At 61.2% G+C, this 24,322-nt stretch carries 18 protein-coding genes; 12 read left to right on the top strand and 6 right to left on the bottom strand.

What is annotated here, in order from left to right; genetic code table 11:
- Positions 1–273 precede the first annotated feature (273 nt).
- Positions 274–1,950 (top strand): methyl-accepting chemotaxis protein, encoded by a 1,677-nt coding sequence (locus C2L66_RS28755; protein ID WP_054933346.1) that lies wholly within the window; start codon positions 274–276, stop codon positions 1,948–1,950.
- Positions 1,951–2,101: 151 nt separating this feature from the next.
- Here C2L66_RS28755 and C2L66_RS28760 read toward each other — a convergent pair whose 3' ends face one another.
- Positions 2,102–2,623: a methylated-DNA--[protein]-cysteine S-methyltransferase gene (locus C2L66_RS28760; RefSeq protein WP_060607053.1), complete on the bottom strand. Its 522-nt coding sequence runs from the start codon at positions 2,621–2,623 to the stop codon at positions 2,102–2,104.
- Between the two features lie 425 nt (positions 2,624–3,048).
- On the opposite strand from C2L66_RS28760, the gene C2L66_RS28765 reads away from it, so the two are divergent.
- The 5 genes from C2L66_RS28765 to C2L66_RS28785 all read left to right on the top strand — a co-directional run bounded on the left by C2L66_RS28765 (position 3,049) and on the right by C2L66_RS28785 (position 8,222).
- The gene (locus tag C2L66_RS28765) at positions 3,049–3,300 is read left to right on the top strand and encodes a hypothetical protein (protein ID WP_060604820.1); all 252 of its coding nucleotides are present in this window, start codon (positions 3,049–3,051) and stop codon (positions 3,298–3,300) included.
- A gap of 296 nt (positions 3,301–3,596) precedes the next feature.
- Complete coding sequence (locus tag C2L66_RS28770) at positions 3,597–4,586, top strand: DedA family protein/thiosulfate sulfurtransferase GlpE (protein WP_054933345.1); 990 nt, start codon at positions 3,597–3,599, stop codon at positions 4,584–4,586.
- 55 nt (positions 4,587–4,641) lie between these two features.
- A complete protein-coding gene (locus C2L66_RS28775; protein WP_060604817.1) occupies positions 4,642–6,348 on the top strand; it encodes an FAD-dependent oxidoreductase in 1,707 nt (568 codons plus the stop codon).
- A 199-nt stretch (positions 6,349–6,547) separates the two neighbouring features.
- Positions 6,548–6,835, top strand: a complete 288-nt coding sequence (locus tag C2L66_RS28780; protein WP_054933344.1) for a hypothetical protein — start codon at positions 6,548–6,550, stop codon at positions 6,833–6,835.
- Between the two features lie 175 nt (positions 6,836–7,010).
- Positions 7,011–8,222 (top strand): winged helix-turn-helix domain-containing protein, encoded by a 1,212-nt coding sequence (locus C2L66_RS28785; protein WP_060607050.1) that lies wholly within the window; start codon positions 7,011–7,013, stop codon positions 8,220–8,222.
- 17 nt (positions 8,223–8,239) lie between these two features.
- Here the strand turns inward: C2L66_RS28785 and C2L66_RS28790 are convergent, their stop codons facing one another.
- From C2L66_RS28790 to C2L66_RS28805, 4 genes are all read right to left on the bottom strand, one after another.
- Complete coding sequence (locus tag C2L66_RS28790) at positions 8,240–8,839, bottom strand: LysE family translocator (protein ID WP_054933343.1); 600 nt, start codon at positions 8,837–8,839, stop codon at positions 8,240–8,242.
- Between the two features lie 155 nt (positions 8,840–8,994).
- Positions 8,995–9,252, bottom strand: a complete 258-nt coding sequence (locus tag C2L66_RS28795) for a hypothetical protein (protein WP_035999074.1) — start codon at positions 9,250–9,252, stop codon at positions 8,995–8,997.
- A 150-nt stretch (positions 9,253–9,402) separates the two neighbouring features.
- Positions 9,403–11,586: an NHL repeat-containing protein gene (locus C2L66_RS28800; RefSeq protein WP_060607046.1), complete on the bottom strand. Its 2,184-nt coding sequence runs from the start codon at positions 11,584–11,586 to the stop codon at positions 9,403–9,405.
- 231 nt (positions 11,587–11,817) lie between these two features.
- Complete coding sequence (locus C2L66_RS28805; protein ID WP_054933342.1) at positions 11,818–12,717, bottom strand: DMT family transporter; 900 nt, start codon at positions 12,715–12,717, stop codon at positions 11,818–11,820.
- A gap of 176 nt (positions 12,718–12,893) precedes the next feature.
- On the opposite strand from C2L66_RS28805, the gene C2L66_RS28810 reads away from it, so the two are divergent.
- From C2L66_RS28810 to C2L66_RS28835, 6 genes are all read left to right on the top strand, one after another.
- Complete coding sequence (locus tag C2L66_RS28810) at positions 12,894–13,817, top strand: helix-turn-helix domain-containing protein (RefSeq protein ID WP_233445046.1); 924 nt, start codon at positions 12,894–12,896, stop codon at positions 13,815–13,817.
- 228 nt (positions 13,818–14,045) lie between these two features.
- A complete protein-coding gene (locus C2L66_RS28815; RefSeq protein WP_060604812.1) occupies positions 14,046–15,170 on the top strand; it encodes an aminotransferase in 1,125 nt (374 codons plus the stop codon).
- A 970-nt stretch (positions 15,171–16,140) separates the two neighbouring features.
- Entirely contained in the window at positions 16,141–18,276 is a 2,136-nt protein-coding gene (locus C2L66_RS28820; RefSeq protein WP_060604809.1) for a type I secretion system permease/ATPase, read from the top strand.
- The gene (locus C2L66_RS28825; RefSeq protein ID WP_060607044.1) at positions 18,276–19,697 is read left to right on the top strand and encodes an HlyD family type I secretion periplasmic adaptor subunit; all 1,422 of its coding nucleotides are present in this window, start codon (positions 18,276–18,278) and stop codon (positions 19,695–19,697) included. Before C2L66_RS28820 ends, C2L66_RS28825 begins: the two co-directional genes overlap by 1 nt.
- Positions 19,687–21,114 (top strand): TolC family protein, encoded by a 1,428-nt coding sequence (locus tag C2L66_RS28830; RefSeq protein ID WP_060604807.1) that lies wholly within the window; start codon positions 19,687–19,689, stop codon positions 21,112–21,114. The genes C2L66_RS28825 and C2L66_RS28830 overlap by 11 nt, the downstream gene beginning before the upstream one ends.
- 141 nt (positions 21,115–21,255) lie before the next feature.
- The gene (locus tag C2L66_RS28835) at positions 21,256–22,863 is read left to right on the top strand and encodes a beta strand repeat-containing protein (RefSeq protein WP_060604804.1); all 1,608 of its coding nucleotides are present in this window, start codon (positions 21,256–21,258) and stop codon (positions 22,861–22,863) included.
- 130 nt (positions 22,864–22,993) lie between these two features.
- Here the strand turns inward: C2L66_RS28835 and C2L66_RS28840 are convergent, their stop codons facing one another.
- Positions 22,994–23,845 carry a hypothetical protein gene (locus tag C2L66_RS28840; RefSeq protein ID WP_060604801.1) on the bottom strand — a complete coding sequence of 284 codons (852 nt, stop codon included), beginning with the start codon at positions 23,843–23,845 and terminating at the stop codon, positions 22,994–22,996.
- Positions 23,846–24,322: the final 477 nt, after the last annotated feature.

The following is a 24,322-nucleotide window of genomic DNA, read 5'->3' on the forward strand; positions in this document are numbered from 1 at the left end:
GGGGATCGAACCACGGCATGCCAGGACGGGCGCGCCTAGAAAGCGTACCCCCAATACCCAGCGCCCGGCGTTGTTTTCACGCGACGCCGGACCTCCGCAATCGACGCGACAGCGTCGGTTATGAAACCCAGCCGCGCCGAACTCTGTGTTATCGGCGCAAGCGCGCTTTACCTGAGTCAAATACCAGGAAAACCCTAAAGCATCAGGGGTCAATGCCGTTAAGCCTTACAGAACCATTCGGATGCGGAGGCATCCGGCAGTCCAAGGAACGTCATGCGCAACAATCAGCCTGTCACCCCGAACGAGTACGACTACCCGTCCTCGCAGATGCTCGTTTCCGCAACCGACCTCAAGGGCAAGATCCAGTACTGCAATCCCGCCTTTATCGCCGTGTCCGGCTATAGCCGCGACGAGTTGATCGGCCAGCCGCACAACCTGATCCGCCATCCCGACATGCCGGCCGAAGCCTTCGCCGACATGTGGACGACGATCCGCGCCGGCCGCCCATGGTCGGCGTTCGTCAAGAACCGCCGCAAGAACGGCGACCACTACTGGGTGCGCGCGAGCGTCACGCCCGTGGTCGAAAACGGCACGCCCGTCGGCTACCTGAGCGTGCGCGTGAAACCGGATCGCAACGAGGTACGCGCGGCAGAAGCGCTCTACGCGAAGATGCGCGCGGGCACCGCGCGCGGCCTGCGACTGCACCGGGGCGTGGTCGTGCGCACGGGGCTGGTCGGCAAGTTGCATGCGTTGATGCGTCTGCCCGTCGCGATGCGCGCCACGATCGGCTACATGGTTGCGCCTGTCGCGCTGCTCGCGGCCGGTCTCGCGGCGTGGGGCGGCACGCCGCCGCTGCCGTTCTGGATCGCGTTCGGCGTGACGGCCGTAGTGAGCGCCGCTGCCGCGCAGCTGTTGTCGCGCCATCTCGGTCAGCCGGTCGATGCCATGGCGTCGTTCGCTACACGCATGGCGGCAGGCGACCTGACCGCAGATCTCGCCATCGCGCGTCACGACGATCTCGGCGACGTGCTGCAGGCGCTCAACCAGCTAAAGGCGAATCTGGCCGCGATCGTGTCCGACGTGCGTGCGCAGATCGGCGGGATGCTCGACGCCGCGCACGAGATTTCGACAGGCAACCTGGATCTCGCCCGCCGCACGGAAATGCAGGCGGCATCGCTGGAAGAGACGGCGGCGACGATGGAGCAATTGACGACCACGGTGCAAGCCAACGCCGACGCCACCGTGCGCGCGCTCGATCTCGCGAGGGATGCGCAATCGGCGGCCGCGACGGGCGGCAAGATCGCGCTGCAGGTCGAGCAGACGATGGCGGGCATCACCGAGGCGTCGAAGCGCATCGCCGACATCACGGGCGTGATCGACGGCATTGCGTTCCAGACCAACATCCTCGCGCTCAATGCCGCCGTCGAAGCGGCGCGCGCGGGCGAGGCGGGCCGCTCGTTCGCCGTCGTCGCGAGCGAAGTGCGCATGCTGGCGCAGCGCTGCGCGGCGTCCGCGAAGGAAATCAAGCAGGTGGTCGATACGACGGTGAACGAGGTGGCGCAAGGCACCGAACTCGTCGCGCGGACCACGGCGCAGATGGGCGTGATCGATGAGGCCGTGGCGCGCGTGTCGTCGCTGATCGTCGAAGTGGCGAACGCGAGCAGCGAACAGGCCGACGGCATCGGCCAGGTCAATCAGGCCGTGTCGCATCTGGACAGCGCCACCCAGCAGAACGCCGCGATGGTCGAGCAGGCTGCGGCGACGGCGCAACGCCTCGCGGAACAGGCCGACGTGCTCGACGAAGCGGTGCGCCTGTTCACCGTCGCGGGCGCGCCGGACACACGCCGCCCGGCAAGCGCAGCCGCGCGCCCGGCGGCCCGGACGTTGCGCAACCCGGCGGCGCCGGTTCACGTCGCTCACGCTGCCGTCGACGAAGACGCTTTGGTCTGATGGATCATCGTTACTACCATCTCGACAGCGCGCTATTGGCCGATAAAGATACGTCCGTCAGCGCCCTGGATTGTGTACGGGCTGGCTGACCCGAGTAACAACGGCGTTTACGCAGCCCGCCCTTTTTGGACGGGCTATTTTTTTGGTGCGTTCAACCGCACGCGAGCAACTCCAGCTGTTGCGGCGCTTTCGACATCGGCCGCTCCAGCGTCAGTAGCGCCTCCTTCCGATGCAGCCCGCCCGCGTAGCCGGTCAGGTCGCCCGCACTCGAAATCACGCGGTGACACGGCACGATGATCGATACGGGATTGCGCCCGTTGGCCGCGCCGACCGCGCGCGACGCCGAAAGCGGCAGGCCGAGCCGCCGCGCGATGCTGCCGTAGCTCGCCGTCTCGCCATACGGAATCTGCACGAGTTGATCCCATACGTCGCGCTGGAACGCGCTGCCGAACATTCTCAAAGGCACCGTGAACGCATGCCGCTCGCCCGCGAAATATTCGTCGAGCTGCTCGCGCGCCTGATGCAGCACGCGTGACGCGTGCGCCGCTGCAAGCACGCTGTCGGCCGCCGGGAAATACTTCTGTCCGACGAAGTACACGCCTGTGAGCGCGTCGTCTTCGGCGCGCAGCAACATTTCTCCCAGCGGGCTCGGCATCGACATGCATTGCTTCATGACATCCTCCTGCATGGTCGAAGGCCGGGTAGCAAAGACGGGTGCGGCCTTCTGGATGCGTGCACTTTATCGCACCGGCAAGTGGCACTGCCTCCCGGATCTTGCTGAACGAAGCCCATCACACGCACGCGTCATTGCCATGACAATGGGCAAATGCACACCGCGAACCCGCATCGAGCGCGTGTCCGGCAAGTCCCCGAACACGCGCGACGCCTGTATCAGCTGCCACGCAAAAAATCGCGGCACCCCGCCAGGAGCCGCACCGGCCTTATATTTGCGCGCCCCTGCGCGTTCCTTCGATGCATCGCGCACGCCTCGCCCGCATAATCCAGGAAGTGTGAGCGCCACGCGACAGACGGCGCGCGGTACTGCCCTTACAATGCCTGTTCAGCAACGTTGTTCAATCACGCAAGAGGGAATTTTCGATGCGCACCACCGGGTCTTCCGGGGCAATGGCCCTGCTCACCGAGCACGACGACGCAACGGGTCGCGAACTACGCTCGCTGCGCCTCGAATCGACAGAAGACGGTAAAGGCATACTTCTGATCGAAGTCGATGAACGCAAGCCAGGCATTCACCGAGAAGTGCGTTATGAAATCACGCCTGCGGAACTGATCGCAGCCATCCGTGCGCATGGCGCCGAGCTACCGGGCGAGCAGCCTAACCACCGTCAATAATTCACAGCAGTCATCAATCGCAATACGAAGAGTGCGTGGCGCAGCCTGGATCAGGCGCCGCGCCTCTTGTTTTTTGCGCTGTCACCATCATCTTTGATCCCTCGTCGAACGTCGCATGACGTTCGCGGGCATATCGAAGCCTTTGCGCCGAAGACCGAGGCGTCAGGCGCTTTCCCCGCATGTCGGCAATATCCGGACGCAAAACGCACCTCTCTTGCACGCGTTGAAAATGCGTCCATAATCTTTTAGTTACTTCCAGTCGTCTTCGCGGCCGAAACGGTCACGAAAGTAAGCCGATGCTACATGATCTCGTCGAGCAGTACGGGCCTGCCATCGTATTCGTCAATGTGCTCGCCGCATCCATCGGGCTGCCCGTGCCCGCCATGCCCTCCCTCGTGCTGTTCGGCGCGATGGCCGCGATGCATCCCGGTTCGGTCGGCGCGCAAGTGCTGCCCGTGCTCGTGCTCGCGGTGTTCGCCACGCTGATCGGCGACAGCGCGTGGTTCGCCGCGGGCCGCATTTACGGCGGCAACACGCTGAAAACGCTCTGCAAACTGTCGCTGTCGCGCGATACCTGCGTGAAGAAGACCGAGCGTTTCTTCGGCCGCTGGGGTGTGCGCGTGCTGGCCGTCGCGAAGTTCGTACCGGGCCTGTCGATCGTCTCCATCCCGATGGCGGGCGCGATGGGCACGCCGTACCGCATGTTCCTCGCGTACGACAGCATTGGCGCGACGCTGTGGTCGGGCCTCGGCCTCGGGCTCGGCGTGGTGTTCGCGCAGCAGATCGACATGTTGTTCGCCGGCGCGAGCCGTCTGGGCAAGATGACGGCCGTGGTCGTCGCGGTGCTGCTGGCTGTCTACTGCGCGTACCGCTGGTATCGGCGCCGTCAGTTGATCAAGAAGCTCGCCACGGCGCGCATGGACGTCGACGAACTGTACGACCTGATGCTCGACAAGCGCACGCCCGTGCTGTTCGACATCCGCTCCGAGGAAAAGCGCGCACTCGATCCGTTCGTGATTCCCGGCTCGGTATTCGCGGACGAGCGCCAGCTCGAGGAAATCGTCGCAAAGTATCCGCACGACCAGAAGCTGGTGATCTATTGCTCGTGCCCGAACGAGGTGTCGGCGGCGTGGATGGCGAAGCAGTTGACGGAAGCCGGCTTCCAGGACGTGATTCCGTTGCGCGGCGGCCTCGATGCGTGGCGCGACGCGGGCCGCCAGCTCGAACCGCTCGCCGAAGAACCCGAGCCCACGCTGGATATCGGCATCACGCCGAAAACAGTCTGAACCGCCATTGGCTGCATGCCGCATCCGGCGCGCGGCAACGCAAGGAGCAAAATCGATGGGTGTAACGCGAGAGGGTGAAGACACTCAACGCGCCGCCGTCAACGAGGCGCCATTCTCGACGCTTTCGACGCGGCGTCATCAGATGTTTCCCATACTCCAGCCCGAGGAAATCAAGCGGCTGTGCAAGTTTGGCGAACGGCAGGATTTCGAAGCGGGCGAGTTCCTGCTCCGCACGGGCAGTACCGGCCCGGGCATGTTCGTGGTGCTGAAAGGCTCGGTGAAGGTGTTTCAGCGCGACGGGCTCGGGCGCGAACTGCTCATCAACGAACACCATCAAGGTTCGTTCCTCGCCGAAGTCGGCCAGTTGTCGGGCAAGCCGGCGCTCGTCGATGGCATGGCGCTGGAACACGTCGAAGCGCTGCTGATCTCCCCGGAGCGGCTGCGCGCGCTGATCGTCGCGGAGGCCGAATTCGGCGAGCGCATCATGCGCGCGTTGATTCTGCGTCGTGTCGGGCTGATCGAGCGCGGCGCGGGCGGCCCGATCATCGTCGGCCAGAGTAACGACCGGCGGCTGGTGTCGCTGCAAGGCTTTCTGTCGCGCAACGGCCATCCGCATACCGTGCTCGACGAACGCGATGAAGACGGGCTGCGCGTCATCGAACAGTTCGCGGCGGGTCCCGAGGACATGCCGCTCGTGATCTGCCCGGACGGCTCGGTGCTGCGCCATCCGAGCGACCCGGAACTGGCAACCTGTCTCGGCCTGATTCCCGATCTCGACTCGGAGCATGTCTACGACGTGGCGATTGTCGGCGCGGGTCCGGCGGGACTCGCGACGGCCGTGTACGCGGCCTCGGAAGGTTTGTCGGTGATCGTGCTCGACAGCCGCGCGCCGGGCGGCCAGGCGGGCGCCAGTTCGCGCATCGAAAACTATCTCGGCTTTCCGACGGGCATTTCGGGCCAGGCGCTCGCGGGCCGCGCGTTCGTGCAGGCGCAGAAGTTCGGCGCGCACGTCGCGATTCCCGTGAAGGTCAAGCATCTGCATTGCGAGGAACGTCCGTACCGCCTCGAACTGCAATGCCAGGGCAGCATCCGCGCGCAGACAATCGTGATCGCAAGCGGCGCGGTGTATCGTCGCCCCGAGATTGACGGGCTCGATCGCTTCGACGGCCGCGGCATTTACTACTGGGCGTCGCCTGTCGAGGCAAAGCTGTGCAAGCGCGAGGAAATCGTGCTGGTCGGTGGAGGGAATTCGGCGGGCCAGGGCATCGTTTATCTGGCTTCGCATGCCAAGCACATTCACGTGCTGATCCGCCGCAGCGGCTTCGAGGCGACGATGTCGCGCTATCTGATCGACCGCATCGCTTCGCTGCCGAACGTCACCGTGTATCCGGGTACGGAGATCGGCTGGCTCGAAGGCGGTGAAGGCGGTCTCGAACAGATCGGCCTGAAAAACCCATGCGCGGACGGACGCGATTGCTTCGATTCGCGGCATCTTTTCCTGTTCACGGGCGCCGATCCGAATACGGACTGGCTGCGCAGCTGCGGCGTCGAACTGGACAAGAAGGGCTTCGTGATTACGGGCGCGAACTCGGCGTGCGATCTGAACACCTCCGTCGAAGGCGTGTATGCGATCGGCGACGCACGCGCAGGGTCGACCAAGCGCGTGGCGGCTGCCGTCGGCGAAGGCGCGCAGGTCGTCGCGCAAATCCACCAGATGCTCGCGCAACTCGCAGGCGAAACGACCGTCGCGCTCGGCGCCTGATCCCTTCCGTCTTGCACCGGCCTGCGCGCTTCGCCGCGCGGGCCGGCCGCGTCTGATTTGCATAGAATTCGCGTCGATCGTCAGCCTGCTTACCGGTTGTTACATAAGCGACGCTCTGCTTTCACCTGTGATGCTTTCTGCTTCGTAATATCCAGTCAGGCTTTAGTTAGCAACCGGCTTGGGACGGAAGGAGAACAGCATGATCCAACGTGCGATGGTGTGGGTGGCAATCGGACTTGCCGCGGCAGGCGTATCGACGGCTGCGTCGGCGCATGTCGGCGTCGGCGTCTATCTGGGCGGGCCTGTTTATGCGGCGCCGCCTGTCGTGTATTCGCCGCCGGTCGTGTACGCGCCGCCCCCTGTGGTCTACGCACCCCCGCCGCCCGTCTACTATGGCGGGCCCCGCTACTGGGGCGGCGGTCCGCGCTGGCACGATCACGGCCGTCATCGCGGCTGGGAAGGACGTCACCACCACGGGCGCTGGTAACCGGCGACGCACCGCGACGGCAAATGCCATCTGTCGGTGCGTTTTAACCGATCACGCTACAGTAGCGGCAAGTCCGGCATGGCGACCCACCATGCCGCCCTGATGAGGCGCGACCCGGGTTTCGCTCGACGGTTCGCCTTCCGGATTGCCACAACGCCGCTACGACGCCGACCGCGTGATTACACTGCCCCTGCCCGCCGCCCGCACCCTGCATCTGGCCGCACAAGGCCTGCTTTCCCCACCGCGCCGCAAGGCGACCAAAGCCGATGTGCTCGACGCCATCCGGCAAATGGCGCAATTGCAGATCGACACGATCCATGTCGTCGCGCGCAGTCCTTATCTCGTGCTCTTCAGCCGTCTTGGACCGTATCAGCCGCAATGGCTCGACGAGCATCTCGCCGAAGGCAAGCTGTTCGAATACTGGGCGCACGAAGCGTGTTTTCTTCCGATCGAAGATTACGGCCTGATGCGCCACCGGATGCTCGATCCAGGCGACATGGGCTGGAAATACGCCGCCGACTGGCACAGGCAATACCGCGCCGAGATCGACGATCTGCTCGCGCACATCCGCGCGACAGGTCCCGTGCGCTCGGCGGATTTCGCGCGCGAAGGAGGCAAGAGCAATGGCTGGTGGGACTGGAAACCGCAGAAGCGGCACCTTGAAGTGCTGTTCGCGATCGGCGAGTTGATGGTCGCGGAGCGGCGCAATTTTCAGCGTGTCTACGACGTGACCGAGCGCGTGTTGCCGCATTGGAACGACAAGCGCCATCTGCAGCCCGTCGATGCCGTCGCGAAGGAACTGCTGCGGCGCAGTTGCCGCGCACTGGGTGTCGTGCGCTCGGACTGGGTCGCGGATTACTACCGGATGCCGCGCCGCCCGTACGCCGACGCGCTGCATCGACTGGCCGACGAGGGCGAGCTGACGCCTGTGCGCGTCGAAGGATGGAAGCAGCCGACCTTCGTGCATCGAGACGTCGCGCCGATGGTCGACGACGCGTCGAACGGCACGATCGCGTCGACGGTCACCACGCTGCTGTCGCCATTCGATCCCGTCGTCTGGGATCGCAAACGCGCGGCCGCACTGTTCGACTTCGACTACGTGATCGAGTGCTACGTGCCCGCGCCAAAGCGCAAATACGGTTACTACGTGCTGCCCATTCTGAATCGCGGCAAGCTGATCGGGCGGGTCGACGCGAAAGCGCACCGCGCGAGCGGCGTGTTCGAACTGAAAGCGCTGCATCTGGAGCCGGGCGTGCGCGTGAGCGGCCGGCTGACGTCGGATTTGCGCCGCGCGCTGCAGCGTTGCGCCGACTGGCACGGCACGCCGCAATTGCAGATCACCTCGGCACCCGACGATCTCGGCGCCGCGCTCGCCGCCGCCGGCTGAGCCCGCCGTCTACAGGCTCAGTGCAACGCGGCCCACGCGAGCGACAACGAAAACATCCCGAGCACGATCGACGCCGCGCGCTGCATCTTCACCGGGTCGAGCCAGCTGAGCTTGCCGCTGCCGAGCGCCGCGCCGAACGAAATCCACGCCAGCGCAATGGGGGCGAGCAGACACGCGAACAGCGACATCGCAAAGCCATAGGTTGCGAGGTGCTCGAACGCGACGGACGGAAAGATCGTGCCCGCGAACAGCAATGCCTTCGGATTGAGCAGTGTGGCGACGAACAGCGCGCGCGGCCCGTTCGCCGGTTGTGCCGAGTCGGGCAGCGCCACGGCTGCGCGCCACATATCGACGGCCAGATACGCGATGTACAGTCCGCTCGCGATGCGCAGCACGGAAGGCAGCCAGGGCAAGGCATGCGCCGCGTGCGCGAGAAAACGGCCCCACGCGGAAATCGATACCAGATAGCCGGCCAGTTCCGCGCCGATCAGCGGCAACGAGCGGCGCGCGCCCTGGCGCAAGCCAGCGGCGGCCAACAGCGTGTTGGTCGGGCCAGGCGTGATCAGCACGACGATGATGCCGAGCGCGAGCAGCGTGGTATCGGTAGGAGAAAGCATCGGGTGAAAACGGGCGGGTCGGAACGAGCGCCCTTTTTATCACAGTCGCGTGTCAGCGCCGAATTCTGTCAAGAAAACAAGGCGCAGCATGAGGCGCGCGCGAAAGCGCTACCGCATGCTGCGCGACACGCGTTGCGTGCGCAACCGCAAGCAACCTAGCGATCGAGTTTGACCCGCAGTTCGCGCGCAGTTTCGAGCAGGCCTTCGTAGCCGGAACGCGCATGCTCCGGCAGGTCCGGGTCGCCGACCAGCGCACCGAGCGTCTCGATCAGACTGTAGAGAATGCCGCGGGCCGCGCTGACCGCGATATTGCCCGACGACACCATCTCGTTCACATGCGACACGGCTGCGTCGAGATGTTCGAGGTCCGGCTGACCGCCAGGCTGTTGCTTGTCCGGGTCGTCGGGGGTCATGATGAATCGTCGCTCCTGTAGTGGCTCGTCAACAAAGGTTCTGTCGTTATATATATACCGATCGTGTGCAGCCGTCCATTCGCACAGACGGCAGGCACCGGCAGCATGTCTCGTTCGACTGACGACGATCAAGCCGGGTTCACACGGCGCTCAGGGCGTCCATCGGTACATCAGGATTTTCGCGCGCGCATCGTCTTCGAGCAGCACGACGTATTCGCCGTTCTCGCGCCGCACCGCGCTGATGCCGAGATACACGTCGACCCATCCCGTCGTGTTGCCGACCGCGGCGCCCGGCGTCATATAGCCGACCATTTGCCCTGAGCGCGCGTCGTACACGTCGACCTTCGGCGTGTACAACTCCGCGACGAAGATATAGTTGCCCGCCACGGCGACGCCGACAGGCGTGATCTGCGGATTGCTGCCCGCATCCCACGGCAGCGCGATCGTATAAACGGGTGTCGGCGAGCCTGAGCTCCAGTTGTCATATCGCACCAGAATGCGGCCCGCCTCCTTCCAGTGCGTCGCGTCCCACGGCAGGTTGCTCGTGTAGCCGGACACATACATGGTGTCCGTTTCAGCGATATAGACGATGCGCGCGATGCGATTAAACGGCGCAGGCATCGGGAATGTCTTCGAGCTTGCGTATGTGTAGATCGGGTTGCCCGCGCTGTCGAAGCCCTGCAACGGCGTTTCGCGTATGCCGCTCGCAGGCGTCGCGAGCCATACGTTGCCCGGCGTATCGACCCACCAGAAGCCGTTGCCGACCGTGCTGCCCGTCGACGGATTGCCGGTGATCTCGCTTGCGTCGACATGGCCGTCGCCGTTCGTATCGCGCCACATCCATTCGCCGTACGCCGGCTGCCCGGCGGGCCAGTTGCCCGGCAGCGGGTTCTGCGCGAACAGGCCCGATGGAATCGCCACTTCGTCATGGACGGCATCGAAGCGATAGACGTTCAGGTAATGCGCGCCCGGATCGAGCGTATACAGATACGGCTTGCCGTTGATCCGCCGCACCATCGGCTCGCCGCGTACGCCGCGTGGTTGATGAAACGTCGGGTCGTCGGGGAAATCGAAACGGTTGAGCGTGAAACCTGCGTACTTCCATTCGCGGCCAGGCGGCTGCGCGTAGTCCATCGTGAAGCGTTTCGAGCCTGTGTAGACGATGTTCGGCGTCGCGGGATCGAACGCCGCGCTGTCGACGAAGGTCAGCCCTTGCAGCCGCCAGTTGAAGCCGCGCGTCGCGTACCGGTAGCTTTCCAGCACCGCGCCCTGTCCGACTGTCGCCGATGCGAGCGGACGCGGCCCCTCGCCGTTCTGCGCGACGTACAGGTTGCCCGCCTGGTCGAAGCCGATGCCCGTGACGCCGTTGAAGCGCCAGTTGCCGGGCGTGCCCTTCGGTTCGTGGAAGATGCCGTATAGCGTGCCGAGCGCACCCGTCAGTCGGGTCGCGCCGCTTGCCGCTTTGTCGTAGACGAGGAGCTGCTGCTTCGGGCCGTTATCGGCAATGAGAATCTGTCCCGAGGGCGAAATGGCGAGGTCCGTCGGCACGGTGCCGGCGGGCAACGCGAGCGTGCCCGCCAATGGCGCGCCCGTCGGCGAATAGTGGAGCACGCTCACGCTGCCCGTGCCGAAGCCGCTCATCACCCAGAGGGTCGAGTCGGTATCGAGCGCGATGCGTCCCGGTGCAGCGACACTCCACGAGCGCAGACGCCGCATCGTGTTGGCGTCGAACGCGACGATCTGGTTGCCGTAAGTGTCCGACGCATACAGCTCGCCATCCGTCGCCGCGAGGCCGCGAATGCCCGCGTCCGTGCCCGCCGCGACGGCATTCACGCGCAGAAAGCTGTTCTTCGTCGCGTTTGCGCTATTGCCGATGCCGCTGTCGAAAGGCGCACCAGCCGCGATGTTCGCCAGCAAGCGGCGCGTGATGCCGAACCACGTCTGCCCGCTCGGCGGATAATCCGCGCCGACCAGCCCGTTGTTCTGATTGCCGATCGACATCGCCGCGTACACATAAGTGTGATTCGACGCAATCGCGTCGCCGCCTGCCGCGCCCCAGCCATGCGTTGCGCCGGCAATTGCAATTTTGTCGCCATTTTTATAAGCGGCGATTTCGCTTCCGCTTTCATCCCATGGCGAATTGGTGAATACGGTGCCATCCGGGGCGACGTTAATTGCCTGAATGTCCTGCTGCATCCATTTACCGTCGCCGAAGCCGAAACTATTGCCTATCCATGATGTGGCGTAGGTCAATTGTGATTGCGCAGCAGCGCCGATGGGAATCAGGCTGCCGAGCGCGAAGAGCGCAGCAGCAAGGCGGGTAGAGACTTTCACGGTCGTGTCCTTGCGAGAAGCAAAACGTTTGCAAATGCAGATAAAGCGTTTCATCGATAGGCTTATCGACGGGCATTTGCCATTCCGTACGAGTTAATATCTAATTCGCATGGAATAAATTTATTGCGCTTGTTATCTTCTCAAATCAGAACGCGACCGTTTCTCCTTAAATAATTCGTTTAGCGATTTTTTCCGCTTTTATTCGAATCGAATTGGGATTAGCCTGAAGCATCAGGCAGCGCGCGCACGCCGCACGAACAGCCGCTGTGTGATGCCGAATGCGACGAGATTGCCCGCCACCACCAGTACGAGTCCGACGACGGCAAGCGCCGACCATCGATAGCCTTCGAACACCGTCGACACCGCCAGCGCCACGAACGGAAACAGCACCGTGCAATACGCGGCGCGTTCCGGTCCGATGCGCCCGACCAGCATCAGATACGCGGTAAAACCGATCACCGAGCCGGGCACGGCGAGATAGACGAGCGCGCCGAGATAGCGCGCGTCCGTCTCCAGCGCGAACGGCAGGCCGGCGGCGAGACTGCCGAGCGTCAGCACGCTTGCGCCGATCAGCATCGCCCAGGCGTTAGTGACGATGGGATGCAGCCCCATCGACTGCATGCGGCTAGACAGCAGATTGCCCGCCGAAAAGCACATCGTCCCCGCGAACGCGACGGCAAGACCGAGCCACGCGGCGTGATCGCCGAGATGCCCGGCCATCTGCTGCAACGACAGACACAGGATGCCCGCCAGCCCGAGCACCGCGCCGACAATGGCCGTCGGCTGCAACGGGCGGCCCATGAAAAGCCGTCCGTTGAGCGAGTTCAGAAGCGGTGCGGTCGAGAACACGACGGCCACGAGCCCGCTGGGCACGACGCTCTCCGCGTAATAGAAGCACAGGAAGTTCACGCAAAACAGCGCGAGACCCTGCGCGGCGAGAAAACGCCACGCCGCGCGCGGCGGCCAGATCGGGCGACGCATGATTTTCAGCAGCGCGAACAGCACGACGGCGGCGAGCCAAAAGCGGCACGCAATCGAAATGGACGTCGGCACGACACCGAGCTGCCACTTGATCGCGATCCAGGTCGTGCCCCAGATGAGCACGGTCACAACATAAAGAAACAGATTCATTGCAATGGGGTCACACAATACGAGTCGGCCCCGACTATGCGCCAGCGCACGTCCGTTCGATTGTCCAGAATTGCGCACTTTTGGCGTGCCGCACGAAGTGAAATGCGTGGTGCCGCGTGGTGGCCGTATACTCGACGCTAGCGCTTAGTCTCTGCATCCCCTTTTCGTTTCGCCGCATCCACGTGATTACAACGCCCATCGCCACGACCGACCCAGCCGATCCGCCGTTCGGCCTGCATTCGGTCTGCAAGACGCTGAGCGACTCCAATGCGACGCTCGAACGCTTCGCGTGGCTGGGCGATCAGCTTGCCGTGGCGATCTGGACGCGCGAAACGAAGGAAGCCGAGACGATCTACGCGCAGCCTGGCCATCACACGCTGTCGTGCTATCTGGACGGCGGCTATCGCACCGAGCGCCAGAAGCTGCCGGGGCGCTATGGCGCGCCGAGCCGCCTGTGCGCGCTGCCCGGCGACCACGAATCGCGCTGGTGGGTACGCGGGCACATGCATTTCATGCATCTGTATTTCCTGCCCGAGCACTTCACGCATCGCGCGATCCGCGAACTCGACCGCGAGCCGCGCGAACTGACGCTTGCCGACCGCACGTACTTCGAGGACGAGCAGATTGCGGCGCTCTGCCAGTCGCTCGCAAACGATACATGGGACGACGCCGACGGCCGTCTGCGCGCCAACGAGACATCGCATGAAATCCTGAGCCTGCTGCTGCGCTCGCAAGGCGTGAACCGCGCGGATGCGGTGCTCAAGGGCGGGCTTGCCGTGGCGACGCGCCGCCGCTTGCGCGAGTACATCGACCAGAATCTGACACAGCCGTTGACGCTCGGCGAACTGGCCGCCGTCGCGAATCTCTCCGAATTCCATCTTGCGCGGATGTTCCGTGCATCGTTCGGCCTGCCGCCGCATGCGTGGATTGCGCAGCAGCGGCTCGACCGCGCGCGCACGCTGCTGCGCACGACATCGTTGCCGCTCGTCGATATAGCGACGCAATGCGGCTATGCCAATGCGAGCCACTTCAGCCACCGGTTCCGTCAGGGCGTCGGTGTGTCGCCCGCCGCCTGGCGCCAGGCGCTGCGCGCCGGCTGAGGTTTCGCGCCTGCGTTGCGTCCGGTTCGGGCGTACGCTGTTCTCCCAATCTCCATCTGCTGTCGCGACGCGAACCGTCGCGCGAACGCGTTCGCCATCGCGTCGCCACGCCGCGGAGTCCGTTTGTCTATTTGAGACAAATAGTCTACACTCGACAGCAATCAACCTGCGCCGCGAACGTCTGACCAGCCGCGCCCTGGCCACCGCTTTCACACGAGGACAGAACTCATGCAAATCAGGGAATTTGGAGTCGAACGCTGGATGGATCTCTACGAGAACCAATGCGAATTGAACCTTGCGGAAACGTGTGTCGAATCGCTGACGGTTGGCGAACTGTTGAAGATCGCGGGCAAGGAAGAGGCGCTGCTCGGCGAGATTCTGCCGATGAAGCTGACGTATGGCGCGATCGACGGCACTGAGCGTTTGCGCGGCAATGTGGCGTCGTTGTATGAGAAGCAGGGCGTGCCGAATGTGCTGATTACGCACGGGGCGATCAGCGCGAATGCGCTGGTGTACGAAACGCTCGTCGAACCTGGCGATCATGTGATTTCGGTGCTGCCCACGTACCAGCAGCATTATTCGATTCCCGAGAGTTACGGCGCGAAGGTCGACATTTTGCGTTTGCGTGAGGAGAACGGCTTTCTGCCTGATCTGGATGAATTGAGGCGGATGGTCACGCCGACCACGCGCGTCATTGCGATCAACAATCCGAATAACCCGACGGGCTCGCTGATGGACCGCGAGTTTCTGGTGGAGATTGCGGGGATTGCGCGCTCCTGTGGCGCTTATGTACTGAACGATGAGGTGTATCGCGGTACGGATCAGGAAGGGACCGGCTTTACTGCGTCGATTGCGGATGTGTACGAGAAGGGTATCAGCACGGGCAGCATGTCGAAGACGTGGTCGCTGGCGGGTTTGCGGGTGGGCTGGATCGTCGCGCCTGTTGAACTGCTTCAGCGCGTCAGGACGCATCGGGACTACAACACGATTAGTGTTGGGATGTTGAATGATCTGCTGGCTTCTATCGCGCTGGAAAATCGCAAGGCGATTCTGGAACGTAATCACGGGATTTTGCGGACTAATCTCGCGGTGCTGGATGCATGGATTGCTAAGGAGCCTTTGCTTTCTTATGTGAAGCCAAAGTCTGGGACTACTGCTCTTGTGAAGGTTAATGTCGATATGACTTCAAGGGAGTTTTGTGTTTCTTTGCTTGAGAAGACTGGGGTGATGTTTACGCCTGGCAGCGCGCTGGATGTCGAGGGTTATGTTCGGATCGGGTATACGAATAATCGTGAGGTGCTGGTGGCGGGGCTTGCGAAGGTGTCGGAGTTTTTGCGAGTTCGCACGGGGTGATCGTGAGTTTGTAGTGTGGGTGTTGTAGTTTTTTCGCTGGCATCCGCGGCACGGCGTATGCCGCGCAAGCATTAACCTTGGAGCGGGACGACGCTTACTAATTAGATGGTCCGACCGACCGAGATGGCCCGATCAGCTCACGCTGATCGGGCCATCTCCTTCTTCCGGAGGCCATCATGACGAACGTAACGCTGGTCGGTATCGATCTGGGCAAGCACTGGTTTCTTCCTTCGCGCGCAAGACGCGTATGCCAACGAGATGTGACGCAAGAAGATCAATCGCATGCATCTCTATGAGTTGCGTGCCGGGTGTGAGGCTTGCCTGGTCGCTATGGAGGCCTGCGCGGCCGGTAATGGCTGGCACGCAAATGCCAGCCGAGTCTCGGTCACTGTTTGCCCGCGACAGCGGGCTCCTTTTTGCCTGCACGGAACGCCATCAACGCTTCCTCGTCCGCATTTCAAACTGCCGAATCTCCCGCTTTTTAAGAAATGTACAGACTGGATACATGGTTGACACACGTATAGAGACATCAGCTGTCGCGATACAGCACAAGCCTCATTGGAAGGGTGCCACGAATTGGCCAGCTCAAGGAACAGGGCGTCGTCTTATCAACACGGCGCGCCCTAAGATCACCACCGCCAGTGCACGTTTGATCGGTGCCTGCCTTGCTTCTGCTTTCTCAAGGTTCTCGATTCCTTTCTATCTCATTTCCTGATGCGTTGATCCCACTCATTTCTCAGTCGCCCTCTTCATCTTAAATTAGGGATCGATTACACTCGAATATGTTTGGTAGTTCTAACGTAGCACTCGGAGAGCGCTAGCGCGGACTTTGAGAGAATCACCAAGAGAACCGGTTTCGGTAATTCGAAGCTGGATAACTGATACCATGCAAATGCGTGGTTTGTGTAGTCAAGCCAAGCGTGGCGTGGTATACCCGCCCCTCGGCAGTCGTGCTGTTCAGTTTTTTCGAATGAGTAATAATCAGAACAACGAATTAAATATTTTTAAAGACCCTGGTATCGCGGCCCTCGTCACCATTGCCCGCTTTCATAGCATCGCCGCCGATGCCGCCCAGATGAGGCACGAGGCCGCAACCGAGACCGGACAACTCACCGACAAGCAACTGATTCTTGCGGCCCGCCGCCTCGGTCTCAAAACACGTAATGTTCCGCTGCGCCCCGAAAAACTGACCACGACGCCGCTACCGGCACTCATTCTGGACCGCAACGGTCAGCATTTTATTCTTGCAAAGACAGACGGCAAGACCGCGCTGGTCCTTGATTCGGGCGTGGCATCACCGGCGATCAAGCCGTTGGAAGAAGTTGTCGGAAGAAGTAACGGACACATGCTGCTGTTTGCATCGCGCGCATCGCTGGCGGGTGAACTGGCACGCTTCGACTTCTCCTGGTTCATCCCCGCCATCGTCCGTTACCGCAAGCTGCTGCTCGAAGTATTGGGCGTGTCGCTCGCGCTGCAGTTGTTCGGCCTCGTTTCGCCATTGATGTTTCAGGTGGTGATGGACAAGGTGCTGGTCAACCATACTTACAGCACGCTGAACGTCGTGTGCTTGACACTGCTCGTTGCGTCCGTCTTCGAAGTGTTGCTCACGGGCCTGCGCAACTATGTGTTTTCTCACACGACCAACCGCATCGACGTCGAACTTGGCGCGCGTCTGTTTCGCCATCTGGTGGCGCTGCCACTCGGTTACTTCGGCGCACGGCGGGTAGGCGACACGGTGGCGCGGGTGCGGGAGCTGGAGAACATCCGCAATTTCCTGACCGGTCAGGCGCTCACGGCGATCATCGACCTGGCTTTTTCGTTCGTCTTTATTGGCGTGATGTGCGTGTATAGCGTTCCGCTGACGCTCATTGTGATCGCCTCGCTGCCGGTCTGTGGGGCGATTTCCGCCCTGCTCGTACCTGCCTTCCGGTCCAGGCTGAACGAGAAGTTTGCCCGTGGCGCGGATAACCAGTCGTTTCTCGTGGAATCGGTGTCGGGCGTCGAAACGCTCAAGGCAATGGCCGTCGAGCCGCAATTCATACGCCGCTGGGAATCGCAACTCGCCGCTTACGTCACCGCCGGCTTTCGCGTCAATCAGCTCGGCAACGTCGGGCAGCAACTGATACAGCTGGTCGGCAAGCTCGTGACGCTGGCGACGCTCTTCATCGGCGCGCGCCTCGTCATCGACGGCCGGCTGAGCGTCGGCGAACTGGTCGCCTTCAACATGATGTCGCAACGCGTGAGTGCGCCCGTGCTACGGCTCGCGCAGCTATGGCAGGACTTCCAGCAGGTCGGCATCTCCATGCTACGCCTCGGCGACATCCTGAACACACGCTCCGAACTGCCGCAGACGCGTCAGGCGTTGCCGCCGATCCGTGGCGACATCCAGTTCCAGAACATCCGCTTCCGTTACCGTCCGGATGGTCGCCCAGTGATCGACGACGTGTCCATCGATGTCCGGGCAGGTCAGGTCGTCGGCATCGTCGGCCGTTCGGGATCGGGCAAGAGCACACTCACGAAGCTGCTGCAACGCCTCTACATTCCCGAGCAGGGAACAGTCCGCATCGACGGCGCTGATCTCGCGCTCGCCGATCCCGTCTGGCTGCGCAGGCAGATCGGTGTCGTGCTGCAGGAGAACCTGCTGTTCAACCGCTCCGTGCGCGAGAACATCGCGCTGGCCGATCCCGGCGTGCCGCTCGAAACAGTGATCCGCGCAGCGCAGATCGCCGGCGCGCATCAGTTCATCTGCGAACTGCCCGAAGGATACGACACCGTGGTGGGTGAGCACGGCAGCAATCTGTCGGGCGGACAGCGCCAGCGCATCGCAATTGCCCGTGCGCTGCTAACCAATCCGCGCATCCTCATCTTCGATGAAGCGACGAGCGCGCTCGACTTCGAAACCGAACGCGTGATTCGCGACAACATGAAGGCGATCTGTGCAGGGCGCACTGTCATCATCATCGCGCACCGGCTAAGCGCCGTGCGGCACGCCGACCAGATCATCGCGATGGACGGTGGACGCATCGTCGAACAGGGTAATCACGAGACGCTGTTGCGACACGCGGGCTACTACGCGCACCTCGTATCCATCCAGGATGGTCAATGATGCGATCACTCAGGCTTCAGGCGCTCGCCGATCTGGTCCGGCGCTACGTCGGCGTATGGCGTGCCGTGTGGGGTATCCGCGCGCAACTGGAACGCGCGCCGCGCGCGGCCGACCAGCTCGCCTTTCTGCCCGCCGAACTGGAACTCGTCGAGACGCCGGTCCATCCGGCGCCGCGCTGGACGATGCGGGTGTTGATCCTGCTGTCGGTGATCGTTCTGCTGATTGGCGTGGTTGGGCGGTTGGATATTGTGGTGACGGCAAGCGGCCAGTTCGTCCCGAATGCGCGGGTCAAGGTTATCCAGCCGGCGATCACGGGCGTCGTTCGTGAAATCCGGGTACGTGACGGCGAACGCGTCGCGCCCGGTCAGTTGCTGATGAAACTGGACGCGACGCTTGCTGCCGCCGACGCCGACAAGGCGCGCTCCTCCCTGCTCGACGCCGAGCTGGCCGCAGCGCGCGCGAATGCCTTGCTGGCATCACAACGCGATAACCGGTTGCCGGTGGTCGGGCATGTCGAAGGCGTGTCGGAAGCGAGAATGCAGGACGCACAGCGACAAGCTGAAAGCGCGTGGCTCGAATACCGCGCGCAGTACGACGGCGCGCATGCGGAACTGCTCAAGCGCCAGGCAGCACTCGACAGCACGCGCGCAGAGATCGCAAAGCTCGTGCGGACGTCGCCGCTCGCGCGTCAGCAGGCCGACGCGTATCAGGCGCTGGTAGCGGACCGCTACGTGGCGCGCAACGAATATCTGCAGAAGGAACAGGACGCCCTCGAGAAGGAACACGACCTCAATGCTCAACGCAGCCACGCGAATGAACTGGCAGCAGGTATCGCGGAACAGCGCGCGCAGATTGAGACGACCGTGTCGAAATTCCGTCGCGATCAACTGGACGAACTTGAAAAGGACACGCAGCAGATCGCACAGAGCCGTAACGACGAGACCAAGGCGCAGACGCGTCAGTCGTTGCTGAGCCTGACTGCGCCCGTCGCCGGTACGGTGCAGCAGCTGAATGTCCACACCCTGGGAGGCGTCGTGACAACAGCGCAATCGCTGATGGAGATCGTGCCCGATGACGCGCTTGAAGTTGAGGCAAGACTGCAGAACAAGGACATCGGGTTTGTGGAAGTCGGCCAGCACGCGGCGGTGAAGATCGAAGCATTTCCCTTTACTCGCTACGGATATCTGCGCGGTACTGTTATGTCCGTTTCCAACGACGCGGTGCAGGACAAGAAGCTGGGGCCAACGTTTCCAGTGCGGATCCGGCTAGAGACTAGCCGTATTCACATCGACAACCGCTGGATAACGCTCAGCCCAGGCATGGCCGTGACGGCCGACATCCGCACCGGAAAGCGCAGTGTAATCGGCTATTTTTTCGATCCGCTATTGCGCACGTCACAGGAGAGCATGCGTGAACGCTAGCCAACAGATCCGGATCGCGCTGCTGGCTGGCCTCGCCGCACTGAGCGGATCCGCAGATGCTTTCGATGCGCTACGCGCCGAGCAGGACATCTCCGCCACGCCAGCAGGTTCAATGGTGACGGTCTGTCAGTTTGCAGAATCGCCGGGCCGGCCATTGAGGCTGGCGGAAGCCGTCGAACGGGCCTTGTGTAACAACCCGAAGACGCGTGCAGCATGGGCGGCAGTCAAGGCTCAGGCAGCAGGCGTGGGCGTCGCGCGAGCGGCTTACCTGCCGACCGTATCGGCAACATGGCAAGGCGTGCGCGAAAGCTCTGTGACAGACATCGAGAATCACCCGATGCTGGGTTCGAATACGGTGTCGAACGTTCAATCGGCGAGCGTGAGCCTGAACTGGATGCTGTTCGACTTCGGTGCCCGCGAGGCTGGGTTGAAGAATGCGAACGCCCTGCTTGACGCGGCACAGGCCATGCAAGACGCGTCATTGCAAAATTCGTTTGCGCTAATTTCTAAGGATTACTACTCGTATCAAGCCGCCGTAGGTGCATGGAATGCGGCCAGTGACGTCGAGCAGATGACGCGAGAGAGCATGACGGCTGCGCAGGCGCGAGTGGACCGGGGCATTGCACCAGTCAGCGATGCATTGCAGGCACAGACACAGCATGAGCAGGCGGTATTCGGCCTGACAAAGGCTGAAAGCGAGGCACAGACCGCGCGTGGCACGCTCGCATCCGATATGAACCTCGATCCATCCGTGCCACTGGACGTGCCGCCCGTCGCGGAGAACGCGGTGCCGGGCAAGACATTTAGCGCGTCGGTTGAACAGATGATTCGCGATGTGCAGGACACGCATCCATCCGTGCGGTCGGCCCGGGCGCAGTACGAGGCGTCGCTTGCCAAGGTGACACAGACCCGCGCGCAGGGCTTGCCCAGTGTCAGCCTGATTGCGAAATACAGTCGGAACAACGCACCGCAGAGTCTGGGACTGGGTGAACCGACGTATCCGTCGAAAGGCCACGATGCGTTCGTCGGCGTCCAGGTGAGCATTCCATTATTCGAAGGATTTGCACGGCGCTACCAGATCGATCAGGCGCAAGCGCAGGCCGAACGGCAGCAGGACGCACTCGACGACGCGCGACGGCAGGTCGCGCTTGATGTGTGGAGCAGCTATCAGAAGCTCACTGAGACGACGAAGAACATGAAGAACAGTGCGAATCTGTTGACGCTCGCAGAGCGTTCCTGGGACGCATCTCGGCACCGATATGACGCGGGTGTGGGGAACATCCTCGAACTGCTGAACACCCAGGCGGCGCTGGCCAACGCGCAACAAAGACGCATTCAAGCGATCACGGACTGGAACAACGCACGGGTCGATCTGGCCTCGAAGCTGGGAGAGTTGGGGAGGGAAAACCTTGAATGATGCGAGGTTCCTATGAACGAACGAGGCTAGTGAGACTTTGAAGAGGTTAAAGATGCTTTCCCTATCTGGCAAAGCTTCCTTAAGCCCGAACCGGAACTTCCGGTTCGGTTTATCCATGCTCAACTTAATAACGGAGCATTTATGAGCAATACAATCTACAGCGTCATGTCTGATGCGTCGTTTACTGCGGACAACGCGGAATTTGACGTCTCCAATGGAGCGTATCTGAACCTGAGCGGCTCGTCGGACACCGTGATCATGCAAAGTGATTCCATCGGTTTGACGTTCATGGGAAATGACAGCACGATCCTCGGCTCGAACTTCAGAGGAGCAAACGTCTTTGTGCGTGGATCGGGGAAAAATACTATCGATTTAGGCGACAATACCTCCCTTATCGATTGGAGCGAGGGGGGAGACATCATCACTATTGGCTCGAATAGCTCGATTGAAGCTGGCGCCTATGCAACAATTTACGCAAATAAGGGCGGCGATAACATTTCTACCGGGGACAACGATTTCGTCTACGGTACCAATAACACAATTAATTTGCTATATGGTCAAACCACGCTCAATGGAAGCGGTAACCAAATCCATATGGACCGCGACGGTTTGGCGCTAGTTTTAAATGGATCAAACAATTCAATTTCCATGCAACAAGGCGTTGTGACGACAACGACCGCATCGCTGAGTGATGACGCGGCTGGAATCGTGGCCTCAGGAAGTGTTGATTTGGCATCCGTAACGCTCGTCGGTGGTATCGCTACCGTGAAACTCGGTGACGGAAACGTTGCTCAAATCAATCACGTGACCTCTGGCACTACGCTGGAGTATACCGATCTCTATGGCAACAAGACGACGAGTAGCCTCACGGATTCAAACCTGTCGCATATCTATGGGAGCCTGTACCTTGTGACCGGTGACGTACTCGCAAAGCTGAGCAACTCGACCCTCGATGTGGTCAGCGGCGCATCTCTAGACCTTCAAGGCAATTCAGACACAGTGGTTTTGGAGGCAGGGGCCAAAGCAAATATATCGGGGAATGGAGTGACCGTAGTGGGTTCCACAGTGAGTGGAGCGTCTGTTTGGATGAGCGGTTCAGGAAATGTTATTCAACTGGGAGATAACAGTTATGTCATGGACTGGGGCAGTGATGGAGAGACCATTACCGTTGGCGCAAACAGTCAGGTGAACGCTAACTCCAACGTAACCATCAATGCAACGCACGGGGGAGACACCGTCGTGGCGTACTGGAACAGTACGATCAACGCCAACAACGACGATATCTCCGTGGTTACCGGTTCGGTCAACGGCAATAACAACACAATTCAATCGAACTATGGAAACGCGTCACTTAACCTGATCGGTTCGAATAACTCTGTTAACCTCACCTACTCGAATAACATCGTCAACCTCGACGGACACAACAATACGGTCTTTTTCAACGCCGACGATACCTCGCAATTGATCACGACTGAAAACGGTGACTACGTCGAGGAGCGTGCTGACGGGTCGATCTGGTCCAGCTCTGCATCTGTTAACATCAAGGGCGGGGTTGTGACTCTCGGGTTCGGCGACGGCAATAAGGTCGTGATCTCCGGTTCGAAATCGGGCTTGTTAACAGACACCCAGGTTAATCAGCTGGTGTCTGCGATGGCATCCTACACGACCGGATCGGATGGTGTCTCGTCATCTTCCACCGCTCAGGCGCCCGTTGATTTGTCGCAACTTTTCGCATCGTCGCATCACTGAGAAGATTGCCCTTTGTCTTTCAGCGATAATGCCAGGTAATCGTTGAAGCAGTCGGGGAGCGAATCGTCTCCCCGCCTATATGCCCCCGCTTCTCGTAATAATACTATCCAGGCTTGACCCTTCGGTATCCTCAGATCTTAAGGTACGACAACGTAGTGCCGTAGTCCTGACCGAATCTGTTGAAGTACGTATTGGTCGGGTCCAGCCAACTTGTCAGAACGTGGCGGATGTCACCGGCGCGCAGAGGAAAGCCGACGCTGGTCCCTGGCGCCTTAAGGAAGTCCGCGCTGAACTCCATCAGGACAATACGCTTGGACACCCGCGGATAACAATTCGCGATATGCATTGGCCCTGAGTTCACTCCGATAAACCTCGCAGCCGAAGCGATCTCGGCGGCGCTTTCCCACAGGTCTAGTTTTCCGCGCAAATCAATCACATTGCGGCCCTCTATCGGTTTGTCGTCCGCCGCGCCGACCTGCACGATCAACCAATCCCTGTAATTTTTACGTATTGCTGCGATTACGTCGTCGCTTAGCACCCTCACTTCATCTTCGCCAAGGTGGTGCTGAATAGCTAGCTCGCCCCTCTGCTCACGCCTAGAGCCAGTGGTGTGAACAACCAGTTTGTGAGGCACGATATCCTGCTCCTCGTGCAGATAAAGTCTAGGGTGTCTGTTAGCACCACCAGCGAGTCCGAGTCCATGCAGGACGAATTCGGTTTGTGAGCCAAATAGAATACTATTGTATCGCCCCGCATAGCTCTCGATTTTGGATGGTTCACGCGCATCGGGATATACGAACAATTCAGTGTCGTCCATTCTGGCGGCCCGAAACTGAATGAACGGATTATGCTTGAACACCCAAATCCGCTCGTCCGAATAAAATAAACATTCGCCCTTCTGGGAAAAATAGGCTTCTGGTATCGCGGTTACGGAAACTTGGTCTCCGATTGCTAAAAACGGGAGAATCAACTGTGTCGCCATATTTGGAATACGTGTGAAGGTTTGTGAGTCGCTTCACACCTTATACGCCACGCGACGGGGTATTCGTAAAAAACCGTGACACCTCATGAACGCTGTCAGAGGTCATCGCATGAAAGGCTGATCGTTTAGGTGTCGGTCGAGCCTGACAGGCGCGCGAATAGGTCAAGGGCGCAGGAATACGAACGCGAACAAGCATGTCCCCGTTTGAAGCGTGGGATCGCTCGGGGGCCCTCAGGCAAGAATTAGAACTTCGGTGTTAGCCGCATTCTTTCGCCTGGCGACGCTTAAAGGGATAAGTCGTAACGCGGATGCCAGCGCAAAGGCAAAATCGGCGTTTTGCTTCTGCTTTCGCTGGCATCCGCGATGCGTTATCTAGCTTCAGGCGTCGCTCCTGGGCGGGGCGACGCCTGAAGCACGCTAACGTAACGCGGATGCCAGCGAAAACTAACAATTCGCGGACGCCAGCGCAAACCCAAA

The organism is Paraburkholderia caribensis (genome assembly GCF_002902945.1).
GTDB classification, from domain to species: Bacteria; Pseudomonadota; Gammaproteobacteria; order Burkholderiales; family Burkholderiaceae; genus Paraburkholderia; species Paraburkholderia caribensis.

What these genes read in the sequence shown, in the direction of transcription:
- C2L66_RS28820 (WP_060604809.1), top strand. Translation starts at nt 16,141, where the DNA reads ATGAGTAATAATCAGAACAACGAATTAAATATTTTTAAAGACCCTGGT.
- C2L66_RS28825 (WP_060607044.1), top strand. Translation starts at nt 18,276, where the DNA reads ATGCGATCACTCAGGCTTCAGGCGCTCGCCGATCTGGTCCGGCGCTAC.
- C2L66_RS28835 (WP_060604804.1), top strand. Translation starts at nt 21,256, where the DNA reads ATGAGCAATACAATCTACAGCGTCATGTCTGATGCGTCGTTTACTGCG.
- C2L66_RS28805 (WP_054933342.1), bottom strand. Translation starts at nt 12,717, where the DNA reads ATGAATCTGTTTCTTTATGTTGTGACCGTGCTCATCTGGGGCACGACC.
- C2L66_RS28760 (WP_060607053.1), bottom strand. Translation starts at nt 2,623, where the DNA reads ATGAAGCAATGCATGTCGATGCCGAGCCCGCTGGGAGAAATGTTGCTG.
- C2L66_RS28780 (WP_054933344.1), top strand. Translation starts at nt 6,548, where the DNA reads ATGATCCAACGTGCGATGGTGTGGGTGGCAATCGGACTTGCCGCGGCA.
- C2L66_RS28795 (WP_035999074.1), bottom strand. Translation starts at nt 9,252, where the DNA reads ATGACCCCCGACGACCCGGACAAGCAACAGCCTGGCGGTCAGCCGGAC.
- C2L66_RS28775 (WP_060604817.1), top strand. Translation starts at nt 4,642, where the DNA reads ATGGGTGTAACGCGAGAGGGTGAAGACACTCAACGCGCCGCCGTCAAC.
- C2L66_RS28770 (WP_054933345.1), top strand. Translation starts at nt 3,597, where the DNA reads ATGCTACATGATCTCGTCGAGCAGTACGGGCCTGCCATCGTATTCGTC.
- C2L66_RS28790 (WP_054933343.1), bottom strand. Translation starts at nt 8,839, where the DNA reads ATGCTTTCTCCTACCGATACCACGCTGCTCGCGCTCGGCATCATCGTC.
- C2L66_RS28840 (WP_060604801.1), bottom strand. Translation starts at nt 23,845, where the DNA reads ATGGCGACACAGTTGATTCTCCCGTTTTTAGCAATCGGAGACCAAGTT.
- C2L66_RS28765 (WP_060604820.1), top strand. Translation starts at nt 3,049, where the DNA reads ATGCGCACCACCGGGTCTTCCGGGGCAATGGCCCTGCTCACCGAGCAC.
- C2L66_RS28815 (WP_060604812.1), top strand. Translation starts at nt 14,046, where the DNA reads ATGCAAATCAGGGAATTTGGAGTCGAACGCTGGATGGATCTCTACGAG.
- C2L66_RS28755 (WP_054933346.1), top strand. Translation starts at nt 274, where the DNA reads ATGCGCAACAATCAGCCTGTCACCCCGAACGAGTACGACTACCCGTCC.